Here is a 21,775-nt window from a genome sequence, read left to right on the forward strand (position 1 = left end):
ACCTGTGACGCGGCCCCGAGGGTTGTCCGCTAATCTGACCGAAGCAACAGCTCTATCTCAATGCTTTCCCCTGAAACGCCCGTTCTAGAGCCTTCTGTGGGAAAAATTTCAATGGTGCATATTGGCCATCAACGGCTATGCTAGGCATGGATCCAACTCATAACAGGTAATGCCGGTTTTACGTCTACTCAGGGAATGGGGGGCTTCCTGACTCAACCGGACAAGCCATGCTGGGGCTTAAATGCGCTATTTGTTGATGTTGCTACTGTGCTTGTCCCCCTTGGCAAGTGCCCTTGAATTCGATGAGTTCACCCAAAGCCTGCCGTTGGGCCAGGCCCTGCAAGTGTTCGAGGACGCGAGCGGCAATGCCAGCCTCGATGACGTCCTCGCCCAGGCCGCGGCCGGTGGCTTCAAGTCCCATGACAAGGCCACGCTGAATGCCGGCTATTCGCGCTCGGCATTCTGGTTGAAAGTCGATCTGCAGTACCGCCCCGCGAACCCGGACGCCCAGCGCACCTGGCTGCTGGAGTTGGCGTACCCACCGCTGGACCACCTCGACCTGTACCTGCCCGATGCCGCCGGGACCTACCAACGGGTGCGCCGGACCGGCGATGCATTGCCCTTCGCGAGCCGCGAGATCCGCCAGAACAACTACCTGTTCAGCATCGATTTCAAGCCTGGACAACAGCGCACCGTCTACTTGCGCCTGCAAAGCGAAGGCTCGATCCAGGCACCGCTGACGCTGTGGTCGAGCACCGCCTACCTGGAGCAGCAGCCGGTGCGCTTGTACGTGCTGGGAATCATTTATGGCGTGCTGCTGGGGATGCTGGTCTACAACCTGTTCATCTACCTGAGCGTGCGCGACACCAGCTACCTCTATTACATCGTCTACATCGCCTCGTTCGGCCTCTACCAATTGTCGGTCAACGGCGCGGCCGTGGAGTATTTCTGGCCGGACAACCCCTGGTGGACCAACGCCGCGACGCCGTTCTTCATTGGCTGCGCGGGCCTGTTTGGCAGCCAGTTCGCCCGCAGCTTCCTGCAGACCGCCCAACACAGCCGCTGGCTCGATCGCTTGCTGTTGGCCCTGGTCGCCTACAGCGCCGTGGTGATCGGCCTGTCGTTGATGGCCAGCTATGCCTTGGCGCTGCGCCTGGCGACGGCGCTGGCCTTGGTGTTCACCGTGGTGATCTTTACCGCCGGGCTGTTTGCCTGGTGGCGTGGCCTGCGGGTGGCGCGGTATTTCATCATCGCCTGGTCGGCGTTCCTGCTGGGGGGCGTGGTCAATACGCTGATGGTGCTCGGCTACCTGCCCAACGTGTTCCTGACCATGTACGCCAGCCAGATCGGCTCGGCCATCGAAGTGGCGCTGCTGTCCCTGGCCCTGGCGGACCGCATCAACGCCATGCGCGAGCAGCAGGCCCAGATCCTGCTCGACGCCGGGCAGAAGCTGGAGGTCCTCAACCAGCAACTGGCCCAGGGCAACAAGCTCAAGGATGAATTCCTCGCGACCCTGACCCATGAGCTGCGCACGCCGATGAATGGCGTGATCGGTTCGCTGGAATTGATGGAAACCGTCGAGATGGACGAGGAATTGACCCAGTACCAGCAGACCGCCGCCGGTTCGGCGCGGGACATGATGCGCATGGTCAACGGCATCCTCACCCTCACCGAGTTGCAGGCCGGCAAGCTCAAGGCCAGTTCGACGCCCTTCAGCCTGCGCGAGGTGATCGACGCGCTGCAAGTGCAATTCGGCGCCAATGCGGCGGCCAAGGGCCTGGACTTCAAGGTCGATGTGGCGCCAAGCCTGGCGGACCGGCTGCTGGGCGACCGTTGCAAGCTGGTCCAGTGCCTGGAATGCCTGCTGGACAACGCCATCAAGTTCACCCGGGTAGGCGGGCTGGCGCTGCGGGTCAGTGGCCGGACGACGGAGCTCGAACGGCAGGTGTTGTCGTTCGCGGTGATCGACACCGGTATCGGCTTTACCGACCTGGGGGAAGCGACGCTGTACCAGCGGTTCTTCCAACTGGACGGCTCCATGACCCGCGAGTACGGCGGCCTCGGCGTAGGCCTGGCGATCTGCCGGCAACTGGTGGAGTTGCTCGGCGGGCGCCTGACCCACACCTCGGAGCCGGGTCGCGGCAGTCGTTTCCAGTTGGACGTCGAGTTTGACATCGCCTTGCCCATGCCTGGCCCGGCGTCGCTGTCGTTCGCGCGCCAGGATGCACGCCTGCCCCAGGACTGCACCGTGCTGCTGGCGGATGACGACAGCATCGATCAACTGGTGATGCGCGGCATGTTGCTCAAGCTCGGCTATCGGGTGCGCACGGCCGACAGCGGTCGCGCGGCGCTGGAGGTGTTGCAGGGTGAAAGTTTCGACGCCGTGTTGCTCGACTGCCAATCGCCGCCCTTCGATGGCGTGTCGGTCTGCTGCCAGATTCGCTCGCTGCCCGGTTGCGAGGAACTGCCGGTGCTGGTGGCCAGCCCGAACCTGGCACATGAGCGCTGCGCGTCGGGCGCCCTGGTCGATTACCTGGCCAAACCGGTGAAATTCGAGGCGTTGCAGGCCGTTCTCCAGCGCCGGGTGCTGTGTCCCAAGCAGGGTGAAAGCGCCGACATTTAGGCGTTTATGACACTTTGTTCGGCCGGGAGGCGGTGCTTAACTGAGCGTCTGCTGGCTGACCGAGGAGCCCCGTCATGAACCTGCACCAGTTCGCCGAAACCCACGACGTGACCAACCAGCCGCCGTCCCTGGATGGCGTCAACCTGTATCGCATCGACTTGCCATTGCAGCAGTGGGCCCAGCGTTTCGGCGCCGGTTGGGCGCAGGCGCGCATCGATGCCTATGGCGCGCTGGCCGGCGGGCCGCTGATGGAAGCGGGGTTCCTGGCCAACCAGAACAAGCCGGTCTTCGCCAGCCATGACCGCTACGGTCACCGCATCGACCTGGTGGAATTCCATCCCGCCTATCACCAATTGATGCGCACCGCCGTCGAGCATGGGCTGCCCAGTTTGCCCTGGGCCCATCCGCAACCGGGCGCCCACGTGGCGCGGGCGGCGATGACCTATCTGCACAGCCAGGCCGAGGCCGGCACCGGCTGTCCGCTGACCATGACGTTCGCCAGCGTCCCGGCGCTGCGCTTGCAGCCCGACCTGGCCGAGCGTTGGCTGCCGAAGGTGCTTGCCACCGAGTACGACCCGCGCAACGTCGGCATGGCCCACAAGGCCGGAGTCACCCTGGGCATGGCGATGACCGAGAAGCAGGGCGGCACCGATGTGCGGGCCAACACCACCAAGGCTTACCCGGTCGGCGCCAGCGGACCTGGCCAGGCCTATGAACTGGTGGGCCACAAGTGGTTCTGTTCGGCACCGATGTGCGACGCGTTCCTGACCCTGGCCCAGACCGACAAGGGCCTGACCTGCTTCCTGCTGCCGCGGCATCGCCCGGACGACACTCGCAACCAGTTCTACATCCAGCGGTTGAAGAACAAGCTGGGCAATTGCTCCAACGCCTCCAGCGAAGTCGAATTCCGTGGGGCGCTGGCCTGGATGATCGGCGAAGAAGGGCGCGGTGTGCCGACGATCATCGAGATGGTCGCCATGACCCGCTTCGATTGCATGGTCGGCTCCAGCGCGCTGATGCGCCAGGCGCTGACCCAGGCCAGCCACCATTGCGCGCACCGCAAGGTCGGCGGCAAGCCGTTGAGCGAACAACCGCTGATGCAGAACGTACTGGCCGACCTGGCGCTGGAAAGCGAGGCCGCGCTGGCCTTGAGCATGCGCATGGGCCGGGCGCTGGATCACCTGAGTGACGAGCATGAGGCCCGGTTCGCCCGGCTGGTGACGGCGGTGGGCAAGTACTGGATCTGCAAGCGGGCCCCGGCGATGATCAACGAGGCCGCCGAATGCATGGGCGGCGCCGGCTACGTGGAGGACAGCATCTTGCCGCGCCTGTACCGGGAGGCGCCGGTCAATTCGACGTGGGAAGGTTCCGGCAACGTGCAGTGCCTCGACGTACTGCGGGCCTTGTCCAAGGAGCCGGGGGTGCTGCAAGTGCTGTTCAACGAGCTGGGCGACGGCCACGGCGACCGGCGCCTGGCGGACCATATCGCCCGGTTGCAGGCGGCGTTCAAGGACACCGGCGACATCCAGTACCGCGCCCGGCAGCTGACCGAGGACATCGCCGTCGGGCTGCAAGCCAAGCTGTTGCTCGAAGCGGGCAACAGCGAGGTCAGCGATGCCTTCATCGCCAGCCGCCTGGGTTCGGCCGGCCGGGTGTACGGTGCCTTGCCCCGGGGCTTGGAGGTCGAGGCGATCGTGACGCGCTCCACTCCGCAGGGTTGCTAGCTGCACCGAATCCTTGTGGGAGCGGGCTTGCCCGCGAAGGCGTTGGCACATCCGGCATCTGTGACTGATACCCCGCTTTCGCGAGCAAGCCCGCTCCCACAGGGAATCGATCGAGTCCATTACGCCACTGTTCCCGTCGGGCGGCGATGCAGGCAAGATGAAGGCCTGCAAGTCAGAACACAGGAAGCTGATCGTGACCGAAGCGTTTATTGTCGTTCAAACCGCCGAGCAAGCCGTGGATCGCCTGGCGGCCCTGCACGAGCGTGCAACCACTGCGCTGAACCAGGCGCTGATGCGCTACCTCAAGGACCGCATCGAGCCGGATGCCGAGCAACGTGCGCTGTTTCGCTACCCCGCCCTGCGCCTGACCTATCACTGCCACGGTGAAGTGCCGCAAACCACCCGCGCCTACGCCAAGGTCCAGTTGCCGGGCACCTACAGCGTCACCGTCACCCACCCTGCCGCGTTCCGTAAATACCTGCTGGAGCAACTGGTTCCGCTGATGCACGACTTCACCGTCACCGTCGAAGTGGGCGTCAGCGAGCAGAACATCCCCTATCCCTATGTGGTGGAGCATGGCGACGAGCTGGCCGGGTCCGGCGTGACCGCCGCGGTGCTGGCGCGGGTGTTCCCCAGCACCGACCTGTCGGCCGCCACCGATGGCATCGCCGATGGCCTGTACGATTGGGAAAACACCGACCCGTTGCCCCTGGCGCTGTTCGACGCCGCCCGGGTGGATTTTTCCCTGCGCCGGCTGGTGCACTACACCGGCAGCGATTGGCGCCATGTGCAGCCTTGGATCCTGCTGACCAACTATCACCGCTATGTCGACCAGTTCATCGTCCATGGCCTTGAGCAACTGCGCAGCGACCCGCGTTTCGTGCGCATGGTGCTGCCGGGCAACGTGATCATCGACAAGCACATGGACCACAGCGAAGCGTCGGCCATCGCCGCCGGCGTGGTCTGGCACCGCTACCAGATGCCCGCCTATCACTTGCAGGCCAGCGATGGCCACGGCGTCACGCTGGTGAACATCGGCGTCGGTCCGTCCAACGCCAAGAACATCACCGACCACCTCGCGGTGCTGCGCCCTCATTGCTGGCTGATGATCGGCCACTGTGGCGGCTTGCGGCAGTCCCAGACCATCGGCGACTACGTGCTGGCCCACGCCTACATGCGCCGCGATGGCATCCTCGACCGGGTGGTGCCGCCGAACATCCCGATCCCGGCCCTGGCGGAGGTGCAGCTGGCGCTCCAGCAGGCCGCGGCGAACATCACCGGGGAAAAGGGCGACGAGCTGAAGAAGCGCCTGCGCACCGGCACCGTGCTGACTTACGACGACCGCAACTGGGAGCTGCGCTGGGCCCAGGAACGGCCCTTGATCAACCTGTCCCGCGCCGTGGCGGTGGACATGGAAAGCGGCACCATCGCCGCCCAGGGGTATCGCCTGCGGGTGCCCTATGGCACCTTGCTCTGTGTCTCGGACAAGCCGTTGCACAGCGAGATCAAGCTGCCGGGCTCGGCCAACGCGTTCTATGAGCGGGCGGTCAACCAGCACTTGAAGATCGGGATCGCGGCGCTGGACCTGCTGCGCACGGAACTCAATTCGCTGCATTCGCGCAAGTTGCGCAGCTTCGACGAGCCGCCGTTCCGCTGATTCGACGGTGGTCATTTGCCGGTCGGGCCACTAGCATGGGTGGCCCTGACCGCTAGATGTTGTATTCGCCATGCCCCGTCCGCCACGCCCCGTTTCCCGCCGCCCGGGCGCGAAGCATTCCGCCAGTGCCCCGCGCCGTGTCGCCAAGGCGCCACCGGCCGAGCCGAAGCTGATCCTGTTCAACAAACCCTTCGATGTGCTGACGCAGTTCAGCGACGGTGAAGGGCGGGCGACGCTCAAGGATTTTATCGACGTGCCGGGCATCTATCCGGCCGGGCGGCTGGATCGCGACAGCGAAGGCTTGCTGTTGCTGACCAACGATGGGCAACTGCAGGCGCGCATCGCCGACCCCCGGCACAAGCTGGCCAAGACCTATTGGGTACAGGTGGAGGGCGAGCCGAGCGCCGAGCAATTGCAGCGTTTGCGCGATGGGGTGGTGTTGAACGACGGCATGACGTTGCCCGCCGAGGCGCGCCTGCTGGACGAGCCTCAATTGTGGCCGCGCAACCCGCCGGTGCGCTTTCGCCTGAGTGTGCCGACGCGTTGGCTGGAACTGGTGATTCGCGAAGGGCGCAATCGCCAGGTGCGCCGGATGACGGCGGCGGTAGGCTTGCCGACGTTGCGCCTGGTGCGGGTCAGGATCGGCGACTGGACGCTCGAAGGGCTCGATCAGGGCCAGTGGAAGGAAGTGCTGGCGCGGTTATAGCGCGCCGGTTTCGATCAGGCCGATGACCACGCTCTTGATGACGAAGGCCGCCACGCCGAGCCCGAGCACGAAGAACAGGATGAACGAGCCGAAACGCCCGGCCTTGGATTTCTTCGCCAGGTCCCAGACGATGAAGCCCATGAAAATGATCAGGATGCTGACCAGCCCGGTCATCATCCATTCTTCGAAAACGGCAGGATCCATCGAGACACTCCGGCGTGAGCGGGGTTGAAAAGGCGCGGCGAGTATACGGCATGGGGCGCGGGCGAGGGATTGACCTGCGGCGGTGTGTCGCAGCTATTCATCGGTTGGGCGCAATCCAATGTGGGAGCGGGCTTGCCCGCGAAGGCGTCGGCACTGCCAGCATCAGCGCCAGCTGATCCACCGCCTTCACGAGCAGGCTCGCTCCCACAGGAGATTGCGGCGTTGGCCTTCACTGCGGTTTTATAGGAGCGAGCCTGCTCGCGATGGCGGTTTCAACTGCGCAGATGGGTCAACGGCAGTTCCGTGCTGTTGAGCACCTGGTTCAGCACGAAGCTCGAACGCACGCTGGTGACGCCGTCGATCCGGGTCAGGTGCCCCAGCAGCAGTTTCTGGTAGTGGTCCATGTCCGGCACCACCACCTTGAGCTGGTAGTCCGCGTCCATGCCGGTCACCAGGCTGCACTCCAGCACCTGGGGCAGGTTGCGGATCGCCGCCTCGAAGTTTTCGAAACGCTCGGGGGTGTGGCGGTCCATGCCGATCAGCACGTAGGCCGTGAGGCTCAGGCCGAGCATCTTGCGGTCGAGCAGGGCGACCTGGCGGGTGATGTAGCCGTCGTCTTCCAACTGCTTGACCCGGCGCGAGCAGGGCGAGGGTGACAGGCCGATGCGTTCGGCCAGTTCCTGATTGGAGATGCGCGCATCGCGCTGCAATTCCGCCAGAATACTCAGGTCGTAACGGTCGAGTTTGCTCATCGGTCAGGCCTTTGTCTGGATAATTGCGGAAGATTATCTATCCAAGGGTAAAAATTGCGCAAGCCATGTTTATTTGAGCAATATTCGCAATCATCTGTCGGCGCCCCAAGCCTATCCTTATCACCAAGATCACTGCTCGGACAAACAGTCCAGTGCAGCCCGCCCAATCAGGCCGGCTGCGGCCGCAGTACCCACCGGTACTGGCAGGCCCCCGAGCTGCACACTGTCCAGAAGACGGCGTGAGGTGAGCCGACGTCAAAAGCGTCGAGCACGGACTAGATTCTCAAGGGGAGGCCGACGGGCCTCCCTTTTTTATGCCTGCGAAATAAACCCCGTGGCTGATAACCTGTCGCAGAACCGGCCTGGGGGTTTCCCAGTCTTATCATCAGGCCCCGAACCGTTGTGAGGAATAACATGAAGTCGCGCATCTGGCGTTTGGCAGGTGTTGGTCTGTTGTGGGCAAGTGTCAGTGCGCAGGGGATGGCCGATGACCAGCAAAACCGTGGTGGCCCGGACGGCGGTCGCGGCCAGAACGGGCGAGGTGGCGAGGGCCAGGGGTATCCGGGCCAGCCGCGGCCGCAGAGCAACGAGATCATACGCGGCGACAACAGTCGTCAGTTCGAGGTCCGGCCGCAGCCGCCGTACCCGGGCGGCCAGCACTATGATCGCGGGCCCCAGGACCCCAACGGCCAGGGCCGTCCGCAACCGCAGCCCGGCAACAACCTGCCGATCCAGGGCCGGCCCGACAGCGTGACCCAGACCCGCGAACCGCAACCGGGGTATTACCGCGACATTCCACGTCGCAACGACGGTTATCCGAATGGCGGCCCGCGTCCCGATCATGACAACCGTCCCGACCCGCACTGGCCCGGTCGCCCGGGCGGTCATGGCAACGGCTGGGGCCCCGGGCCGCAGTACCGCCCAGGCTATGTCATCGACCGCTTCCCGGATCGCAATTACCGCGTGCCCTACCGTGGCCAGGACTACTTCTATTCGGGCGGCTACTGGTATCGCCCGCAAGGCCCGCGTTATGTCGTGGTGCAGCCGCCAAGGGGCATCCGCACCCGCTACCTGCCCGATTACGCCAGGGAAGTGTGGATCGGCAGTTCGCTGTTCTTCCTCGCCGCCGGCGCCTATTACGTCTACGAAGCCAACAGCCAGGACTACGTCGTGGTCGACGCGCCGGTGGCCAACCCGCAGCCGCAACCCCAAGGCAACGGTTTCGATGTAGTGGCCTATCCGGCCAACGGCCAGCCACCCGAACAGGTCAACCAGGATGGCTACGACTGCTATCGCTGGGCGGTGCAGCAGAGCGGGTTCGATCCGCGCAGCTACACCTACCCGCCGGCACCGGAAGTGGTGCAGACCTATCGCCAGGCCCAGGGCAGTTGCTTGAGCAGTCGTGGGTATCAGGTGACGTATTGAAGTTCGGTAAAGATCGTGCGCAGATCGCTTTTGTGGCGAGGGGATTTATCCCCGTTGGACTGCGAAGCAGTCCCAAAGCAGCCGACCCAATCCGTCTGGTACATCGAGTCGTAAGGTATCAGGGCTGCTTCGCAGCCCAGCGGGGATAAATCCCCTCGCCACAGGGACGGTGCTCGGCAGGTCAGGCGTGGGAGCCTTTGACCACTTCCGACGGATCGGCATGCACCAGCACTTCCGCCTTCGGATAGGCGCGGTGGATGGCGTCGGCGGCCTGGTCGCTGATGCCGTGGGCCACGGACAGGGTCAGTTCCCCCGGCAGTTCCAGGTGCAGTTGCACGAACCAGTGGTTGCCGGAGATCCGCGTGCGCAGGTCATGGGCCCCCAGCACGCCGGGTACGGCGCAGGCCAGTTCCAGCATGTGCTGGCTGACGTCCGGCGGCAGCTCTTCATCCATCAGTACCGCGAAGCTTTCCCGGCCGATCTGGATCGCGCTCCACAAGATGTAGGCGGCAATCCCCAGGCCGAACCAGGCGTCGAGTTGATACCAGCCGAACCCGGCCAGCACCAGCGCGATCAGGATGCTGCCGTTGAGCAGCAGGTCGGAGCGATAGTGCAGCGAGTCGGCCCGCACGGCGTTGGAGCCGGTGGCGCGGATGACCCGATGTTGCAGCGCCAGCAGAGCCACGGTCAGTGCCAGGGAAAACACGATCACGCCAACGCTCAGCCAGGGCGCGTCCACCGGGACCGGTTGCTTCAGGCGCTCGATGGCCTGCAAGGCGATCAATACGGCGCTGCTGCCGATGAACAGCGCCTGGGCCATGCCGGCCAGGGATTCGGCCTTGCCATGTCCGTAGCGATGATCGTCGTCGGCCGGGCGCAGGGCGTAATGCACCGCCAGCAGATTGAGCAGCGAGGTGACGCCGTCCAGGGCCGAGTCGGTCAGGCCGGCGAGCATGCTCACCGACCCGCTCAGCCACCAGGCCAGCGCCTTGGCGACAATCAGGATCGACGCCACGGCCACCGAGGCGCGGGTGGCCAGGCGCAGCAGGCGTGCGTGTTCAGTCGCCGTGGTCATGAGGCCGTCGTTCCTTGGGTACCGGCCCTCATGCGGCGGGCTTGAGACCGAGCGCGGCCAGTTGCTGCGCGCTGCCCTTGTGCTGGATCAGGCGTGGGTCGTCCAGTGGGAAGCTGCGGCCCAGTTCGCTTTCGAGGATGGCTTGGAGCTTGTGGTTATCGACGCTGCCGTCGGCATTGATGGCCGGCTTGAGTTTTTCCGGCGCGACCTGGGCCGTCTTGCCCGGCTCGAAGTAAATGGCGCCGGTGGCGAAGTCCACCGCGAACGCGATCAGCCCGGGGATGATGTAGAACAGCAGGCCGACGGCATCGAGTGCGGCGATCGCCGGGTCGATCTTGCCGTCGATCTGGCCACGGCGGTCCGGGTAGAAGATCGAGCCGCAGGCGCTGAGCTGGGTCAGCAGGGTGGCGACCAGGACGCCGCCGATCACGCGAAAGGGAATACGCATCACACTCTCCTGAACAGATAAAGATGTTGCTGGTTGGAGTCCAGACCACGCGAAACAGTTCGCCGTTATACTCGGCCCTCTGTTTTGGAGCCAGCATGATTTCTCTGCCGATCGATGAAGTTTTACCCGCCCTGCGCCAAGCCTTGGCGTCACGCCACGAAGCCGTGCTCGAAGCGCCGCCCGGCGCCGGTAAAACCACCCGCGTTCCCTTGGCCTTGCTGGATGAGGCCTGGCTGGCCGGGCAGACCATCCTTATGCTCGAACCAAGGCGCCTGGCCGCCCGGGCCGCGGCCGAGCGGCTGGCCAGCGAGCTGCGGGAAAAGGTCGGCGAAACGGTTGGCTACCGCATCCGCCTGGACAGCAAGGTGGGGCCCAGGACACGCATCGAAGTGGTCACCGAGGGCATCCTCACCCGACGCCTGCAGGATGACCCGGCACTGGAAGGCGTGGGCCTGCTGATTTTCGACGAGTTCCACGAGCGTAGCCTCGACGCCGACCTGGCACTGGCCCTGAGCCTCAATGGCCGTGAGCTGTTTCGCGAAGACCAGCCGCTGAAGATCCTGCTGATGTCCGCCACCCTCGAAGGCGAGCGCCTGGCCGGGCTGCTGGGCGATGCGCCGATCCTGCGCAGCGAAGGGCGCATGTTCCCGGTCACGGTGCGTTGGGGCCGGCCGTTCCAGCCCGGCGAATACATCGAGCCGCGGCTGGTGCAGACGGTGCTGGAAGCGTTGCGCGATGAAACCGGCAGCGTGCTGGTGTTCCTGCCCGGCCAGGCGGAGATCCGCCGCGTCCATCAGCAACTGGCCGACACCTTGGGCGAGGCTGGCAACGTGTTGCTCTGCCCCTTGCACGGTGAACTCGACCTCGCGGCCCAGCGCGCCGCCATCGACCCCGCGCCAGCGGGCCAGCGCAAGGTGGTGCTGGCGACCAACATCGCCGAGACCAGCCTGACCATCAATGGCGTGCGGGTGGTGGTCGATGCCGGCCTGGCCCGTGTCCCATGCTTCGACCCGGGCAGCGGCATGACCCGTCTCGACACCCAGCGCATTTCCCGCGCCAGCGCCACCCAGCGGGCCGGCCGGGCCGGGCGCCTGGAGCCGGGGGTGTGCTATCGGCTGTGGTCCGAAGACCAGCACGAACAGTTGGCCGCTTATGGCAGCGCGGAGATTCTGTCGGCGGACCTGGCCGGGTTGGCCCTGCAATTGGGACGCTGGGGTGTGACGCCGCAGCAGTTGATCTGGCTCGACGTTCCGCCCGCCGCCGCTTACGCCCAGGCCCAGGACCTGCTGCAACGCCTGGGCGCGCTGGACGGTGAACAGCTGACTCGCCACGGCCAGGCCATGGCGGAGCTGCCCGCTCACCCTCGGATCGCGCATCTGTTGCTGCGCGGCCAGGCGCTAGGGCTGGCGGACATGGCCTGCAACGTCGCCGCACTGTTGGGCGAGCGCGATATCCTGCGTGGTGCCGGCGCGGACCTGCACAGTCGCCTGGCCTTGCTGTCCGGCGAAGAACGCGCGGCGCGTGGCGCCCAGGGTGGGGTGCAGCGGGCGCGGCAGTTGGCCCGGCAATATCGCGGTTACCTGCGGGGCAAGGCCGAAGAAGCCGTGGCCGATCCCGATCATCCCCGCTGGCTCGGCGCCTTGCTGGCGCTGGCCTACCCGGACCGCGTCGCCCAGCAGCGCCGGCCCGGTGGCGCTGAATACCGCTTGGCCAACGGCCGTGCGGCACTGTTCGCCGAGGCCGACAGCCTGATGAAACAAGCGTGGCTGGTGGTCGCCGACCTGGGCAGTCGCCAGGGCCAGCGCGAAGAACGCATCTACCTGGCGACGGATTTCGACCCAGCGCTGTTCGACTCGGTGCTGGCCGAGCAGGTGCGCACGGTGGATCAACTGGACTGGGACGAACGCGAAGGCGTGCTGCGCGCCGAGCGCCAGCGCAAGGTGGGCGAGCTGGTCCTCAGCCGCGAGCCGCTGACCGGCCTGGACGAGTCTGCCCGTAGCCAGGCGTTGGTGAACCTGGTGCGGCGCAAGGGCCTGGAACTGTTGCCCTGGACCCCGGAGCTGCGCCAATGGCAGGCGCGGGTGGCGCTGCTGCGTCGCCTGGACCTGGACGCCAAGGGCGAGAGTGAGTGGCCGGACGTCAGCGATGGCGCATTGCTGGGCAGTCTCGAGCATTGGTTGATGCCGTATCTGGGCCGCGTTTCGCGCCTCAGCCATTTCGCCAGCCTGGACGTGTCGAGCTTCGTTCATAACCTGTTGCCCTGGCCCCTGCCACAACGCTTGGATGAACTGGCGCCGCACCATTTGAGCGTGCCCTCGGGGTCGTCGATCCGCCTGGACTACAGCGAGCATCCGCCGATCCTGGCAGTGCGCTTGCAGGAACTCTTCGGCCTGGCCGACACCCCGCGCATCGCTGGGGGGCGGCAGGTGGTCAAGCTGCACCTGCTGTCCCCCGCGCGGCGGCCGGTGCAGGTCACCCAGGACCTGGCGAACTTCTGGCGCAGCACCTACGCCGAGGTGAAGAAGGACCTCAAGGGACGGTATCCCAAGCATTACTGGCCGGACGATCCGCTGGTGGCGGAGGCGACGGCGCGGGTCAAGCCGCGTAAGTGAACGGAGGAAATCCAAGATATGAAATACAAACCCTGTGGGAGCTGAGCTTGCTCGCGATAGCGGTGTGTCAGTCAATAACAGTGCTGCTGATCCGCCGCAATCGCGAGCAAGCTCGGCTCCCACAGGGGGCTAAGGCGCTGCCGGCAACAAAAATCGCGCAATCACCGGCAAATGATCCGAGATACGCAAGGTGTCGTCCTGCCTTACCTGGGCTTCGACCCGTTTGATCCGCGGGCTGTAGAACAGGTAGTCGACGGTGCGGTCGGGGCCGTTGAGGCCTGGGTCGTTCGGGTAGTGGGTCAACCAGTGCTCGCGGTCGATGCCGCTGGCTTCGTTGTTGGTGGGAATCATCGGGTATTTGTCCCACAGCAGGTGCAAGGCGCTGTCGGCGGAATAGGGCGTGCGCTGCTCGGGCGGCAGGCGACGGTACTGGCCGAGGGGCAGCAGGTTGAAGTCGCCGCCGATCAGCCACGGCGTGCCGGAGGATTCGAATTTATCCAAGGCCTTGGCAACGGCGGCCACTTGCCTGGGCAACGTTTCGTCCGGCTCGGTGGCCCGCTCCAGGTGGGTGTTGAGCACCGCCAGGCGGCCGCCGTCCTTCAGCGCCAGGTAGCTCACCAGCAGGGCATTCCTGGGTTGGAACTGGCGAGTGATGACGTTGGCGTCGGCCACCGGCAGCTGCACCCGTTCGGCGTGGTCGATGCGGTAGCGGCTCAGCGTCGCCAGCTGGCGGCCGACGCTGCCGAAGACGTGGGGATTGGGGATGAAGTCGGCCTTCCAGTCGAAGGCGCTGGTGCCACAGGGATAGAGATCGGCCAGCCGTTCCTGCAACAGCTTGAACTGATCCTGGTAGTCACTGGCCTTGGCGCCGTTGTCCAGTTCCTGGAGCAGGACGATGTCCGGTTGCTCGTCGCGGATGACTCGCGCCACTTCGTCGAGGCTGAAGGCCATGTCTTCCAGGGTCGGGCTTTCGTCGTCACCCTGGGCCAGGTCGTGCCAGAACACGTAGCGCTTGCCGGCCAGGAACTGCACGTTCCAGGTCATCACCTTCAAGGCCTGGCCGGGCATCAGCGGGGCCGCGTTGGCGGTGCAACTGACCGGCAGGGTTTCCCGGGGTTGTGGGCGCCAGGTCAAGCCGTAGATGGCCAGGGCGGCCAGGCCGAGGACCAACAGCAGGCCCAGCAGGGTGTAGCGCAGTAGACGGGTCATGGCTCAGCTTATGGGCGAACGCAAAAGTGATCCCGAGCATAACCGAGAGCGGTTCTCAAGCCCAAGCCCGGTACCGGCAAGCGGGGGTCAGCGCGCGTCGGGCCTTGCTTCGATGAGCATGAAGATGCGGAACAGCACCACGCTGGTGAACAGTTGCAGGAAGCTGTGGACGCTGTCGATCAGCAGGCTGATCACCGGGTTCTGGGGCGCCGGATAGGCCGAGACACTGGCGCCCTTGAGCAACCACAACGGCGCCATCACGCAGAGGATGCACAACAGGATCCGCCAGAAATTGCCGCGGCTCATGGCCAGGCTTTCCTTCATGGCGGCCAGCGGCGTCAGCCCCCGCAGCACCAGCAGGTATTCACTGAAGGCCAGGGTCACCATCAGCCACAGGCCGGGGAGGAAATACAAGGAAATGCCCACCAGGATCAGCAGCGTGTTGAGGGCGGTCAACAGCGCAAAGCGCGGCCACAGGGTCAGCGCCGTGGCGAGCAGGTCGCGGGGACGTGGCGCCTCGCCGCGACTGCGGGCGTCGAGAAACAGGATCAGCGCGGCGGTGTAGAGCGGATACACCAGCAGCCCGACGATCACGCTGTAGCCGGGAAAGCCTTCCGGGCCGACGGCGCTGTCCACGCCTTGCTGCAGCAGCGCCTCGAGTATGACCAAGGGCAGGCACAGCTGGGCGATCCGGCCCAGATGGCGCTTGAAGAAATACAAAGAGTCGCGCAACACGTCAAACGGATTCATGGGTCGGTATCGCAGTTCAAAAAGCGGTCCGACACTTTAACCGATCGAGTGCCCGCACGAGCAAACGTAAACATCTGGTAAAGACCGTTGAATCCTTCCAGGCAAGCCCCATTACTGAGTCGTATCGGTCTTGTGACCGGCATGGTTTTCTATCCGGCAATCTGATGAGGTCGCCATGAACAGCGAAGAACAAACCCTGATCGATGGACTGTTTTCACGGCTGCAACAGGCCGAAAAGGATTCAGCCCCGCGCGACGCCCAGGCCGAGGCGCGGATCAAGGAACACCTGGCGAGCCAGCCCGCCGCGGGCTATTTCATGGCCCAGGCGATCCTGGTGCAGGAGGCCGCGATCAAGCGTCTCGACGAGCAGAACAGGCAGTTGACCCAGCAAGTCGAGCAATTGCAGGCCGAGCTGCAACAGGCGCGCAGCCAGGCCTCGACGCCGGCCGGCGGTGGAGGTTTCCTGTCGAGCATTTTCGGTGGCAGCAACCGCGATCCACGCCCGGCAAATCCTGCACCCTCCAGCACGGGCGGCTGGCGCGAGCCACCCCGGTCGTCTTTCAATGCCCCGGCCCAGCAGGGCTTCGGCACGCCACCGGGCAATTATGGCGCACCGCCACAGCAGGCCCCGGCGGCGGGCAGCTTCCTGGGTGGTGCCTTGAAAACCGCGGCGGGCGTCGCCGGTGGGGTGATGCTGGCCCAGGGCATCAGCAGCTTATTCCACAGCGGCCAGCAGCCCCAGGAAATCGTCGAGGTGATCAAGGAAGAGCCCGCCCAACCGGTCAATGACACCGGCGACAACGGCTGGGGCGATGACCAGCGCGTGGCCGACAGCGATGGCTACGGTAACGATTCGGCTGGTTTCAGCGACGCCGACTACAGCGACGACGGCTCTTTCTTCGGGGACGACGACTCCTTCGTCTGACCTGCCATTCGTCCGGGGCGCCCTGGCGCCTCGGGCCGATTATTCGCGGAACATTCCCCTGGGCTGGCATACTGGCGACCTTTCGGGCCAGATGGCCTGCGCTGGTGCAGCCAAGAGGAAATGCGGTGAAGAAAATTGCAGTGTTCGCCGATGTCCAGAACCTCTATTACACCGTGCGCCAGGCCTACGGTTGCCACTTCAACTACGCTGCGCTGTGGGCCGATGTCAGCAAGCAGGGGCAGATTGTCGAGGCCTATGCCTATGCGATCGACCGTGGCGACAGCAAGCAGCAGCAGTTCCAGCAGATCCTGCGCAACCTGGGGTTCACCGTGAAGCTCAAGCCCTACATCCAGCGCAGCGACGGCTCGGCCAAGGGCGACTGGGACGTGGGCATCACCCTGGACATCATGGACGCCGCCGACCATGTCGACGAAGTGGTGCTGGCCTCCGGTGATGGCGATTTCGACATGCTGCTCGAACGCATCATCAGCAAGCATGGCGTGCAGGCGGTGGCCTACGGGGTGCCGGGGCTGACCGCCAATTCGTTGATCCGCGCCGCCAGCCGCTACGTGCCCATCGAAGGCGCGTTGCTGCTCAAGAATTGATTTTTACGGAGTTCAGCAGGTTTGGAACGCATCGCAGTCATCGACTTTGAAACCACCGGCATCACTCCGAGCAGCAGTTGCCGGGCCACCGAAATCGCCGTGGTGATCCTCGAACAGGGCCGGATTGTCGACCGTTACCAGAGCCTGATGAATGCCGGCGTACGCGTGCCGGCCTTCATCGAGCAGTTGACCGGCATCAGCAACGCCATGCTGCGCAGCGCACCGCCGGCCGAGAAGGTGATGAACGAGGTCAATGAGTTTGTCGGCATCACGCCGCTGCTGGCCCACAACGCCGCCTTCGACCAGAAGTTCTGGGACTTCGAGCTGGGGCGCATCAAGCGGACCCGCCTGCAGAATTTCGCCTGCTCATTGCTGCTGGCCCGGCGCCTGATGCCGGCCGCACCGAACCACAAGCTCGGCACGCTCAACAGCTTCGCCGGCCTGCCCCATACCGGCCAGGCCCACCGGGCCCTGGCCGATGCCGAAATGGCCGCCAACCTCACCGCGCACCTGGCCTCGGAGCTGCGGCAGAAGCATGGGTTGCAGGCGTTGTCCCATGATTTCCTGTGCCGCTTGCAGAAAGTGCCGGCGGCGAAGATCAATGAGCATCTCAAGCGCTATCGCGGATTCTGAGCACACTACAAAACAAAACTGATTTGTGTTGGGTCGATTATTTCCCATTGCCTTCCAGCTGCCCCAACGGCACGCGCTTTTCAATGGCGCTGGACAGCACGATCGAGGTCTTGCTGAAGCCGAACTTGGCGATGCGGTTGATCAGCGCTTCCAGTTCCGGCATCGAGCCCACCGCCGCCTGCATGATCACGCAGGGGTCGCCCGTTACCCGGTGGCACTCGGTCAACTGAGGGATCTTGCACAGGTCGTCGTAGGCCTTCTGGTTGCCGTGCTGGTTCATCCGCAGTTCAATCACGCATTGCACCGGCAGGCCGATCTTGGCCATGTCGACCTTGGCCTGGTAGCCGGTAATCACCCCGCTGGCTTCCAGCTTGCTGACGCGCTCGGCCACGGCGGGGGCCGACAGGTTCACTTTGCGGGCCAGGTCGGCGTAGGACGCGCGGCCGTTTTCCAGCAGGGCGCCGAGCAGCATGCGGTCGTATTTATCCACGGGTGGGCTTCCAAGTGACGTGACTTTCGAAAGCACGGTTTATAGCGCCGATCTCCGTGTTTTGAAAAGTGTATGGGTGCGATAAACAGGTTTTGTAACTTATTTTCCGGCTGTCGCCTTTCTAGAATAGCGGCTCTCCTTGTCCTGACTTCGAGCTGACCATGCCGGGCCTACGCCGTTTCTCTCTGCCGTTGATCGCTGCCTTCTTCGCCTTGTACGTCATCTGGGGGTCGACCTACCTGGTGATTCGCCTCGGTGTCGAGCATTGGCCGCCGTTGCTGCTGGCGGGCATTCGCTTCGTGCTGGCCGGGTCGTTGATGTACGGCTTCCTGCGCTGGCGCGGGGCGCCGGCGCCGACCTGGGCCCAATGGAAGGCCGGGGCGCTCATCGGCGTGTTGTTGCTCAGCTTCGGCAATGGCGCGGTCAGTGTGGCTGAACACACCGGCGTGGCGTCCGGCGTGGCGGCCCTGGCCGTGGCCACGGTGCCGTTGTTCACCTTGCTCTGCGGCTACTTCTGGGGCGCACGCAACACGCGCCTGGAATGGGCCGGGATCGTGCTGGGGTTGATCGGCATCGCCATGCTCAACCTGGGTTCCAACCTGCAATCGAGCCCGCTCGGGGCGACCTTGCTGTTGTTCGCGGCAGCGTCCTGGGCCTTCGGTTCGGTGCTGAGCAAGCACGTGCCGTTGCCGGCGGGGGCGATGGCCAGTGCCGTGGAAATGCTGGCGGGCGGCGTGGTGCTGTTGATCGGCAGCTTCGCCAGCGGTGAACACCTGGAGCGCATCCCGCCGCTCGAGGGCTGGTTCGCCCTGGCCTACCTGACCTGCTTCGGCTCGATCATCGCCTTCAACGCCTACATGTATCTGCTCAAGCACGTGCGTCCGGCGGCGGCCACCAGCTATGCCTACGTCAACCCGGCGGTGGCGGTGTTGCTGGGCATCGTGTTCGCCGGCGAGAGCATCGGCATCGAGGAGGCCCTGGCGATGCTGGTGATCATCAGCGCGGTGGTGTTGATCGGGCTGCCGCAGTGGCGCAAGCCCAAGCCTGCGCCGGTCGAATCCTGAATTGAGGTAAACTGCCGCGCATTGCACACCATGCGCTGACTTTTCCTACGGTATTTCCATGACTTTCGCCTCCCTTGGCCTGATCGAACCCTTGCTGCGCGCCCTCGACACGCTCGGCTACCAGACCCCGACCCCGGTGCAGGCCCAGGCCATGCCGACGGTGCTGGCCGGTCGTGACTTGATGGCCGCCGCCCAGACCGGTACCGGCAAGACCGCCGGTTTCGCCGTGCCGCTGTTGCAGTTGCTGACCACCGAAGGGCCGAAAGTGGCCGCCAACTCGGTGCGGGCGCTGATCCTGGTGCCGACCCGCGAGCTGGCCGAGCAGGTTCATGAGAGCGTGCGTGAGTACGCGCAGAACCTGCCGTTGAGCACCTACGCGGTGTACGGCGGCGTCAGCATCAACCCGCAGATGATGAAGCTGCGCAAAGGGGTCGACCTGCTGGTCGCCACGCCGGGCCGCCTGCTCGACCTGTTCCGCCAGAACGCGCTGAAGTTCAACCAGTTGCAGACCCTGGTGCTGGACGAAGCCGACCGCATGCTCGACCTGGGTTTCTCCGAGGAACTGGCGAATATCTACCGGGCGCTGCCGAAGAAGCGCCAGACGTTGCTGTTCTCGGCGACCTTTTCCGACGCGATCCGCTTGCTGGCCGGGCAGATGCTCAACGACCCGCTGAGCATCGAAGTGAGCCCGCGCAACGTGGCCGCCAATACCGTCAAGCAGTGGGTGGTGACGGTGGACAAGAAGCGCAAGCCGGAACTGTTCGTGCACCTGATGCGCAAGGACAAGTGGAAGCAGGTGCTGGTGTTTGCCAAGACCCGCAACGGCGTCGATGCGCTGGTGGAAAAACTCCAGGGCTTGGGCGTCAACGCCGACGGCATCCACGGCGACAAGCCCCAGGCCACGCGCCAGCGCGCGCTGGACCGCTTCAAGGCCGGTGAGGTGCAGATCCTGGTCGCCACCGACGTCGCCGCCCGTGGGCTGGATATCGAGGATTTGCCGCTGGTGGTGAATTTCGACCTGCCGATCGTCGCCGAGGACTACATCCACCGCATCGGCCGTACCGGTCGGGCGGGCTCGACCGGGCAAGCCATTTCCCTGGTCTGTGCCGACGAAGTGAATTTGCTGTCAGCCATCGAGACCCTGACCCGTCAGACCTTGCCCCGGCAAACGGAGCATGATTTCGAGCCGGAACACCGGGTGCCGGAAACCGATGCCAGCGGCCAGGTCATCAAGAAGCCGAAAAAGCCGAAGAAACCGAAAACCCCTGGCGGTGGCGGCAAGCGCAACCTGGGCAAGTGGGTGGACAGCGGCGACACGGCGCCGGTGGAGCCTTCGGTCAAGCCGGTGCGCAAGGTGCCGGTGTTCAATACCGGGCCGCGCAAGCGTAAGCCTTGAAGGCAGTTGTAAGCTCGAAGCTGCAAGCGGCAAGTTGATATGTGGTCTTTAGCTTGCAGCTTGTAGCTTATAACTCCCCACTGTTTCGCAAAAACTCCAGCATCCCCCATCCCGCCGCCCGACCGCTGGCAAAGCACGCCGTCAGCAGGTAGCCACCGGTCGGTGCTTCCCAGTCGAGCATCTCGCCGGCGCAGAACACGCCGGGCAGGCACTTGAGCATCAAGCGCTCGTCCAGCGCTTCGAACGCCACGCCGCCTGCGCTGCTGATGGCTTCATCCAGTGGCCGGGGCTTGACCAGGGTGATGGGCAAGGCCTTGATCGCCCGGGCCAGTCGCACCGGATCGGCGAAGGCGTCGGCGGGGGTGAGTTCGCGCAGCAGCGCAGCCTTGACGCCATCGAGTCCCAGCTGGCTGTGCAGGTGCTTGGCCATCGTGCGCGACCCCCGGGGTTTGCCCAGGGCCTGGAGGACCTTGTCCATCGGCCGGCCGGGCAGCAGGTCCAGCGCCAGCGTGGCGCTGCCGCGTTGGTTGATGGCCTCGCGAATCGGCGCCGACAGCGCATAGACCAGGCTGCCTTCGAGGCCGGTGGCGGTGATCACGCATTCGCCGAGGCGCGGTACATCGCCATCCAGGCCCAGCGCGACATTCTTCAGCGGGGCACCGGCGAATTTGCCGGCCAGCAGCTCGCTCCAGGCGTGTACGTCGAAGCCGCAGTTGCTCGGTTGCAACGGTGCCAGGGTCACGCCGCGTTGTTCCAGGGGCAGCATCCAGGCGCCGTCGGAGCCCAGGCGCGACCAACTGCCGCCACCCAGCGCCAGCAAGGTGGCCCGGGGACGCAGGTTTTTTTCACCTTCAGGGGAGGCTATTCGCAAGCTGCCATCGGGGTTCCAGCCGAGCCAGCGATGGCGCGTGTGGATCGCCACCCCTGCGTCGCGCAGGCGCTTGAGCCAGGCCCGTAGCAACGGGGCGGCCTTCATGTCGGTGGGGAAGACCCGGCCGGAACTGCCGACGAAGGTGTCGATGCCGAGCCCGTGGATCCATGTGCACAACTCATCCGCACCGAACGCCCGCAGCAACGGCGCAAGGTTCGGCGCGCGTTCGCCATAGCTGGACAGGAACGCCGGGAAGGCTTCCGAATGGGTGATGTTCATGCCGCCGACACCGGCCAGCAGGAACTTCCTGCCGACGGAGGGCATGCCGTCGTACAGGTCGACCTGCACGCCGGCCTGGCTCAACACCTCGGCCGCCATCAGGCCGGCAGGGCCGCCGCCGATGATGGTGACGTTTGGGGTGGAGGGCGTGGCGGTCGAGGTCATGATTTGAACTGTGGAGGCTGGGATAGGCGGGGCATTCTACCAGCACAGATCTCTGTGGGAGCGGGGGGGGGGGGGGGGGGGGGGGGGGGGGGGGGGGGGGGGGGGGGGGGGGGGGGGGCCGCGGCGGGGGGGGCCGGGGGGGGGCGGGGGGGGGGGGGGGTG

Annotated in this window: 19 protein-coding genes; 11 read left to right on the plus strand and 8 right to left on the minus strand. The window is 65.1% G+C overall.

Features of this window, described 5'->3' with window-relative positions:
- Positions 1–241 precede the first annotated feature (241 nt).
- The 4 genes from Q6A48_RS21885 (at position 242) to Q6A48_RS21900 (ending at position 6,710) form a co-directional block, all read left to right on the plus strand.
- Entirely contained in the window at positions 242–2,623 is a 2,382-nt protein-coding gene (locus tag Q6A48_RS21885; protein WP_304556310.1) for a hybrid sensor histidine kinase/response regulator, read from the plus strand.
- A gap of 74 nt (positions 2,624–2,697) precedes the next feature.
- Positions 2,698–4,347 carry an acyl-CoA dehydrogenase family protein gene (locus Q6A48_RS21890; protein ID WP_304556311.1) on the plus strand — a complete coding sequence of 550 codons (1,650 nt, stop codon included), beginning with the start codon at positions 2,698–2,700 and terminating at the stop codon, positions 4,345–4,347.
- 157 nt (positions 4,348–4,504) lie between these two features.
- A complete protein-coding gene (gene amn, locus Q6A48_RS21895) occupies positions 4,505–6,004 on the plus strand; it encodes an AMP nucleosidase (RefSeq protein ID WP_304556312.1) in 1,500 nt (499 codons plus the stop codon).
- A gap of 70 nt (positions 6,005–6,074) precedes the next feature.
- Positions 6,075–6,710 (plus strand): pseudouridine synthase, encoded by a 636-nt coding sequence (locus Q6A48_RS21900; protein ID WP_304556313.1) that lies wholly within the window; start codon positions 6,075–6,077, stop codon positions 6,708–6,710.
- On the opposite strand, the gene Q6A48_RS21905 is transcribed toward Q6A48_RS21900, so the two are convergent.
- Positions 6,705–6,914, minus strand: coding sequence for a DUF2788 domain-containing protein (locus Q6A48_RS21905; protein ID WP_042732667.1), 210 nt, complete (start codon positions 6,912–6,914; stop codon positions 6,705–6,707). The two genes, Q6A48_RS21900 and Q6A48_RS21905, sit on opposite strands and share 6 nt — an antisense overlap.
- A gap of 272 nt (positions 6,915–7,186) precedes the next feature.
- Entirely contained in the window at positions 7,187–7,666 is a 480-nt protein-coding gene (locus Q6A48_RS21910) for an Lrp/AsnC family transcriptional regulator (RefSeq protein ID WP_025215622.1), read from the minus strand.
- Positions 7,667–8,080: 414 nt separating this feature from the next.
- Here Q6A48_RS21910 and Q6A48_RS21915 point away from each other — a divergent pair, with 414 nt between their 5' ends.
- Positions 8,081–9,091: a DUF6515 family protein gene (locus Q6A48_RS21915; protein ID WP_304556314.1), complete on the plus strand. Its 1,011-nt coding sequence runs from the start codon at positions 8,081–8,083 to the stop codon at positions 9,089–9,091.
- A 181-nt stretch (positions 9,092–9,272) separates the two neighbouring features.
- Here the strand turns inward: Q6A48_RS21915 and Q6A48_RS21920 are convergent, their stop codons facing one another.
- Together Q6A48_RS21920 and pmcY are read right to left on the minus strand one after the other, a co-directional pair.
- Positions 9,273–10,166, minus strand: a complete 894-nt coding sequence (locus Q6A48_RS21920; RefSeq protein WP_304556315.1) for a cation diffusion facilitator family transporter — start codon at positions 10,164–10,166, stop codon at positions 9,273–9,275.
- Between the two features lie 28 nt (positions 10,167–10,194).
- On the minus strand, positions 10,195–10,614 hold the full coding sequence (gene pmcY, locus Q6A48_RS21925; RefSeq protein ID WP_304556316.1) for a periplasmic Zn2+ metallochaperone PmcY: 420 nt from the start codon (positions 10,612–10,614) through the stop codon (positions 10,195–10,197).
- A gap of 95 nt (positions 10,615–10,709) precedes the next feature.
- On the opposite strand from pmcY, the gene hrpB reads away from it, so the two are divergent.
- Positions 10,710–13,226: an ATP-dependent helicase HrpB gene (gene hrpB / locus Q6A48_RS21930; protein WP_304556317.1), complete on the plus strand. Its 2,517-nt coding sequence runs from the start codon at positions 10,710–10,712 to the stop codon at positions 13,224–13,226.
- A gap of 129 nt (positions 13,227–13,355) precedes the next feature.
- Here hrpB and Q6A48_RS21935 read toward each other — a convergent pair whose 3' ends face one another.
- Together Q6A48_RS21935 and Q6A48_RS21940 are read right to left on the minus strand one after the other, a co-directional pair.
- Positions 13,356–14,435 carry an endonuclease/exonuclease/phosphatase family protein gene (locus Q6A48_RS21935; protein ID WP_304556318.1) on the minus strand — a complete coding sequence of 360 codons (1,080 nt, stop codon included), beginning with the start codon at positions 14,433–14,435 and terminating at the stop codon, positions 13,356–13,358.
- 87 nt (positions 14,436–14,522) lie between these two features.
- Complete coding sequence (locus tag Q6A48_RS21940) at positions 14,523–15,185, minus strand: DUF7847 domain-containing protein (RefSeq protein ID WP_304556319.1); 663 nt, start codon at positions 15,183–15,185, stop codon at positions 14,523–14,525.
- A 175-nt stretch (positions 15,186–15,360) separates the two neighbouring features.
- Here Q6A48_RS21940 and Q6A48_RS21945 point away from each other — a divergent pair, with 175 nt between their 5' ends.
- The 3 genes from Q6A48_RS21945 (at position 15,361) to Q6A48_RS21955 (ending at position 17,348) form a co-directional block, all read left to right on the plus strand.
- Positions 15,361–16,110: a DUF2076 domain-containing protein gene (locus Q6A48_RS21945; protein ID WP_304556320.1), complete on the plus strand. Its 750-nt coding sequence runs from the start codon at positions 15,361–15,363 to the stop codon at positions 16,108–16,110.
- Between the two features lie 125 nt (positions 16,111–16,235).
- Positions 16,236–16,715 (plus strand): LabA-like NYN domain-containing protein, encoded by a 480-nt coding sequence (locus Q6A48_RS21950; RefSeq protein WP_030140338.1) that lies wholly within the window; start codon positions 16,236–16,238, stop codon positions 16,713–16,715.
- 21 nt (positions 16,716–16,736) lie between these two features.
- Complete coding sequence (locus Q6A48_RS21955) at positions 16,737–17,348, plus strand: 3'-5' exonuclease (RefSeq protein ID WP_304556321.1); 612 nt, start codon at positions 16,737–16,739, stop codon at positions 17,346–17,348.
- 37 nt (positions 17,349–17,385) lie between these two features.
- On the opposite strand, the gene Q6A48_RS21960 is transcribed toward Q6A48_RS21955, so the two are convergent.
- The gene (locus Q6A48_RS21960) at positions 17,386–17,838 is read right to left on the minus strand and encodes an Lrp/AsnC family transcriptional regulator (RefSeq protein ID WP_304556322.1); all 453 of its coding nucleotides are present in this window, start codon (positions 17,836–17,838) and stop codon (positions 17,386–17,388) included.
- A gap of 161 nt (positions 17,839–17,999) precedes the next feature.
- Between Q6A48_RS21960 and yedA the strand changes: the two genes are divergently transcribed.
- On the plus strand, positions 18,000–18,902 hold the full coding sequence (gene yedA, locus Q6A48_RS21965) for a drug/metabolite exporter YedA (protein ID WP_304556323.1): 903 nt from the start codon (positions 18,000–18,002) through the stop codon (positions 18,900–18,902).
- A gap of 58 nt (positions 18,903–18,960) precedes the next feature.
- Positions 18,961–20,298 carry an RNA helicase RhlE1 gene (rhlE1, locus tag Q6A48_RS21970; RefSeq protein WP_304556324.1) on the plus strand — a complete coding sequence of 446 codons (1,338 nt, stop codon included), beginning with the start codon at positions 18,961–18,963 and terminating at the stop codon, positions 20,296–20,298.
- A 67-nt stretch (positions 20,299–20,365) separates the two neighbouring features.
- On the opposite strand, the gene Q6A48_RS21975 is transcribed toward rhlE1, so the two are convergent.
- Positions 20,366–21,613: a TIGR03862 family flavoprotein gene (locus Q6A48_RS21975; RefSeq protein WP_304556325.1), complete on the minus strand. Its 1,248-nt coding sequence runs from the start codon at positions 21,611–21,613 to the stop codon at positions 20,366–20,368.
- Positions 21,614–21,775: the final 162 nt, after the last annotated feature.

Origin of the sequence: Pseudomonas citrullilanati, from assembly GCF_030580855.1 — a bacterium.
Classification (GTDB): Bacteria; Pseudomonadota; Gammaproteobacteria; order Pseudomonadales; family Pseudomonadaceae; genus Aquipseudomonas; species Aquipseudomonas citrulli.

Excerpts from the sequence above, each read along its gene's own strand:
- Q6A48_RS21910 (WP_025215622.1), bottom strand. The coding sequence starts at position 7,666 with ATGAGCAAACTCGACCGTTACGACCTGAGTATTCTGGCGGAATTGCAG.
- Q6A48_RS21915 (WP_304556314.1), top strand. The coding sequence starts at position 8,081 with ATGAAGTCGCGCATCTGGCGTTTGGCAGGTGTTGGTCTGTTGTGGGCA.
- Q6A48_RS21940 (WP_304556319.1), bottom strand. The coding sequence starts at position 15,185 with ATGAATCCGTTTGACGTGTTGCGCGACTCTTTGTATTTCTTCAAGCGC.
- Q6A48_RS21890 (WP_304556311.1), top strand. The coding sequence starts at position 2,698 with ATGAACCTGCACCAGTTCGCCGAAACCCACGACGTGACCAACCAGCCG.
- pmcY (WP_304556316.1), bottom strand. The coding sequence starts at position 10,614 with ATGCGTATTCCCTTTCGCGTGATCGGCGGCGTCCTGGTCGCCACCCTG.
- Q6A48_RS21905 (WP_042732667.1), bottom strand. The coding sequence starts at position 6,914 with ATGGATCCTGCCGTTTTCGAAGAATGGATGATGACCGGGCTGGTCAGC.
- Q6A48_RS21935 (WP_304556318.1), bottom strand. The coding sequence starts at position 14,435 with ATGACCCGTCTACTGCGCTACACCCTGCTGGGCCTGCTGTTGGTCCTC.
- yedA (WP_304556323.1), top strand. The coding sequence starts at position 18,000 with ATGCCGGGCCTACGCCGTTTCTCTCTGCCGTTGATCGCTGCCTTCTTC.
- hrpB (WP_304556317.1), top strand. The coding sequence starts at position 10,710 with ATGATTTCTCTGCCGATCGATGAAGTTTTACCCGCCCTGCGCCAAGCC.
- Q6A48_RS21885 (WP_304556310.1), top strand. The coding sequence starts at position 242 with ATGCGCTATTTGTTGATGTTGCTACTGTGCTTGTCCCCCTTGGCAAGT.
- rhlE1 (WP_304556324.1), top strand. The coding sequence starts at position 18,961 with ATGACTTTCGCCTCCCTTGGCCTGATCGAACCCTTGCTGCGCGCCCTC.
- Q6A48_RS21945 (WP_304556320.1), top strand. The coding sequence starts at position 15,361 with ATGAACAGCGAAGAACAAACCCTGATCGATGGACTGTTTTCACGGCTG.
- Q6A48_RS21920 (WP_304556315.1), bottom strand. The coding sequence starts at position 10,166 with ATGACCACGGCGACTGAACACGCACGCCTGCTGCGCCTGGCCACCCGC.
- Q6A48_RS21975 (WP_304556325.1), bottom strand. The coding sequence starts at position 21,613 with ATGACCTCGACCGCCACGCCCTCCACCCCAAACGTCACCATCATCGGC.
- Q6A48_RS21900 (WP_304556313.1), top strand. The coding sequence starts at position 6,075 with ATGCCCCGTCCGCCACGCCCCGTTTCCCGCCGCCCGGGCGCGAAGCAT.
- amn (WP_304556312.1), top strand. The coding sequence starts at position 4,505 with ATGAAGGCCTGCAAGTCAGAACACAGGAAGCTGATCGTGACCGAAGCG.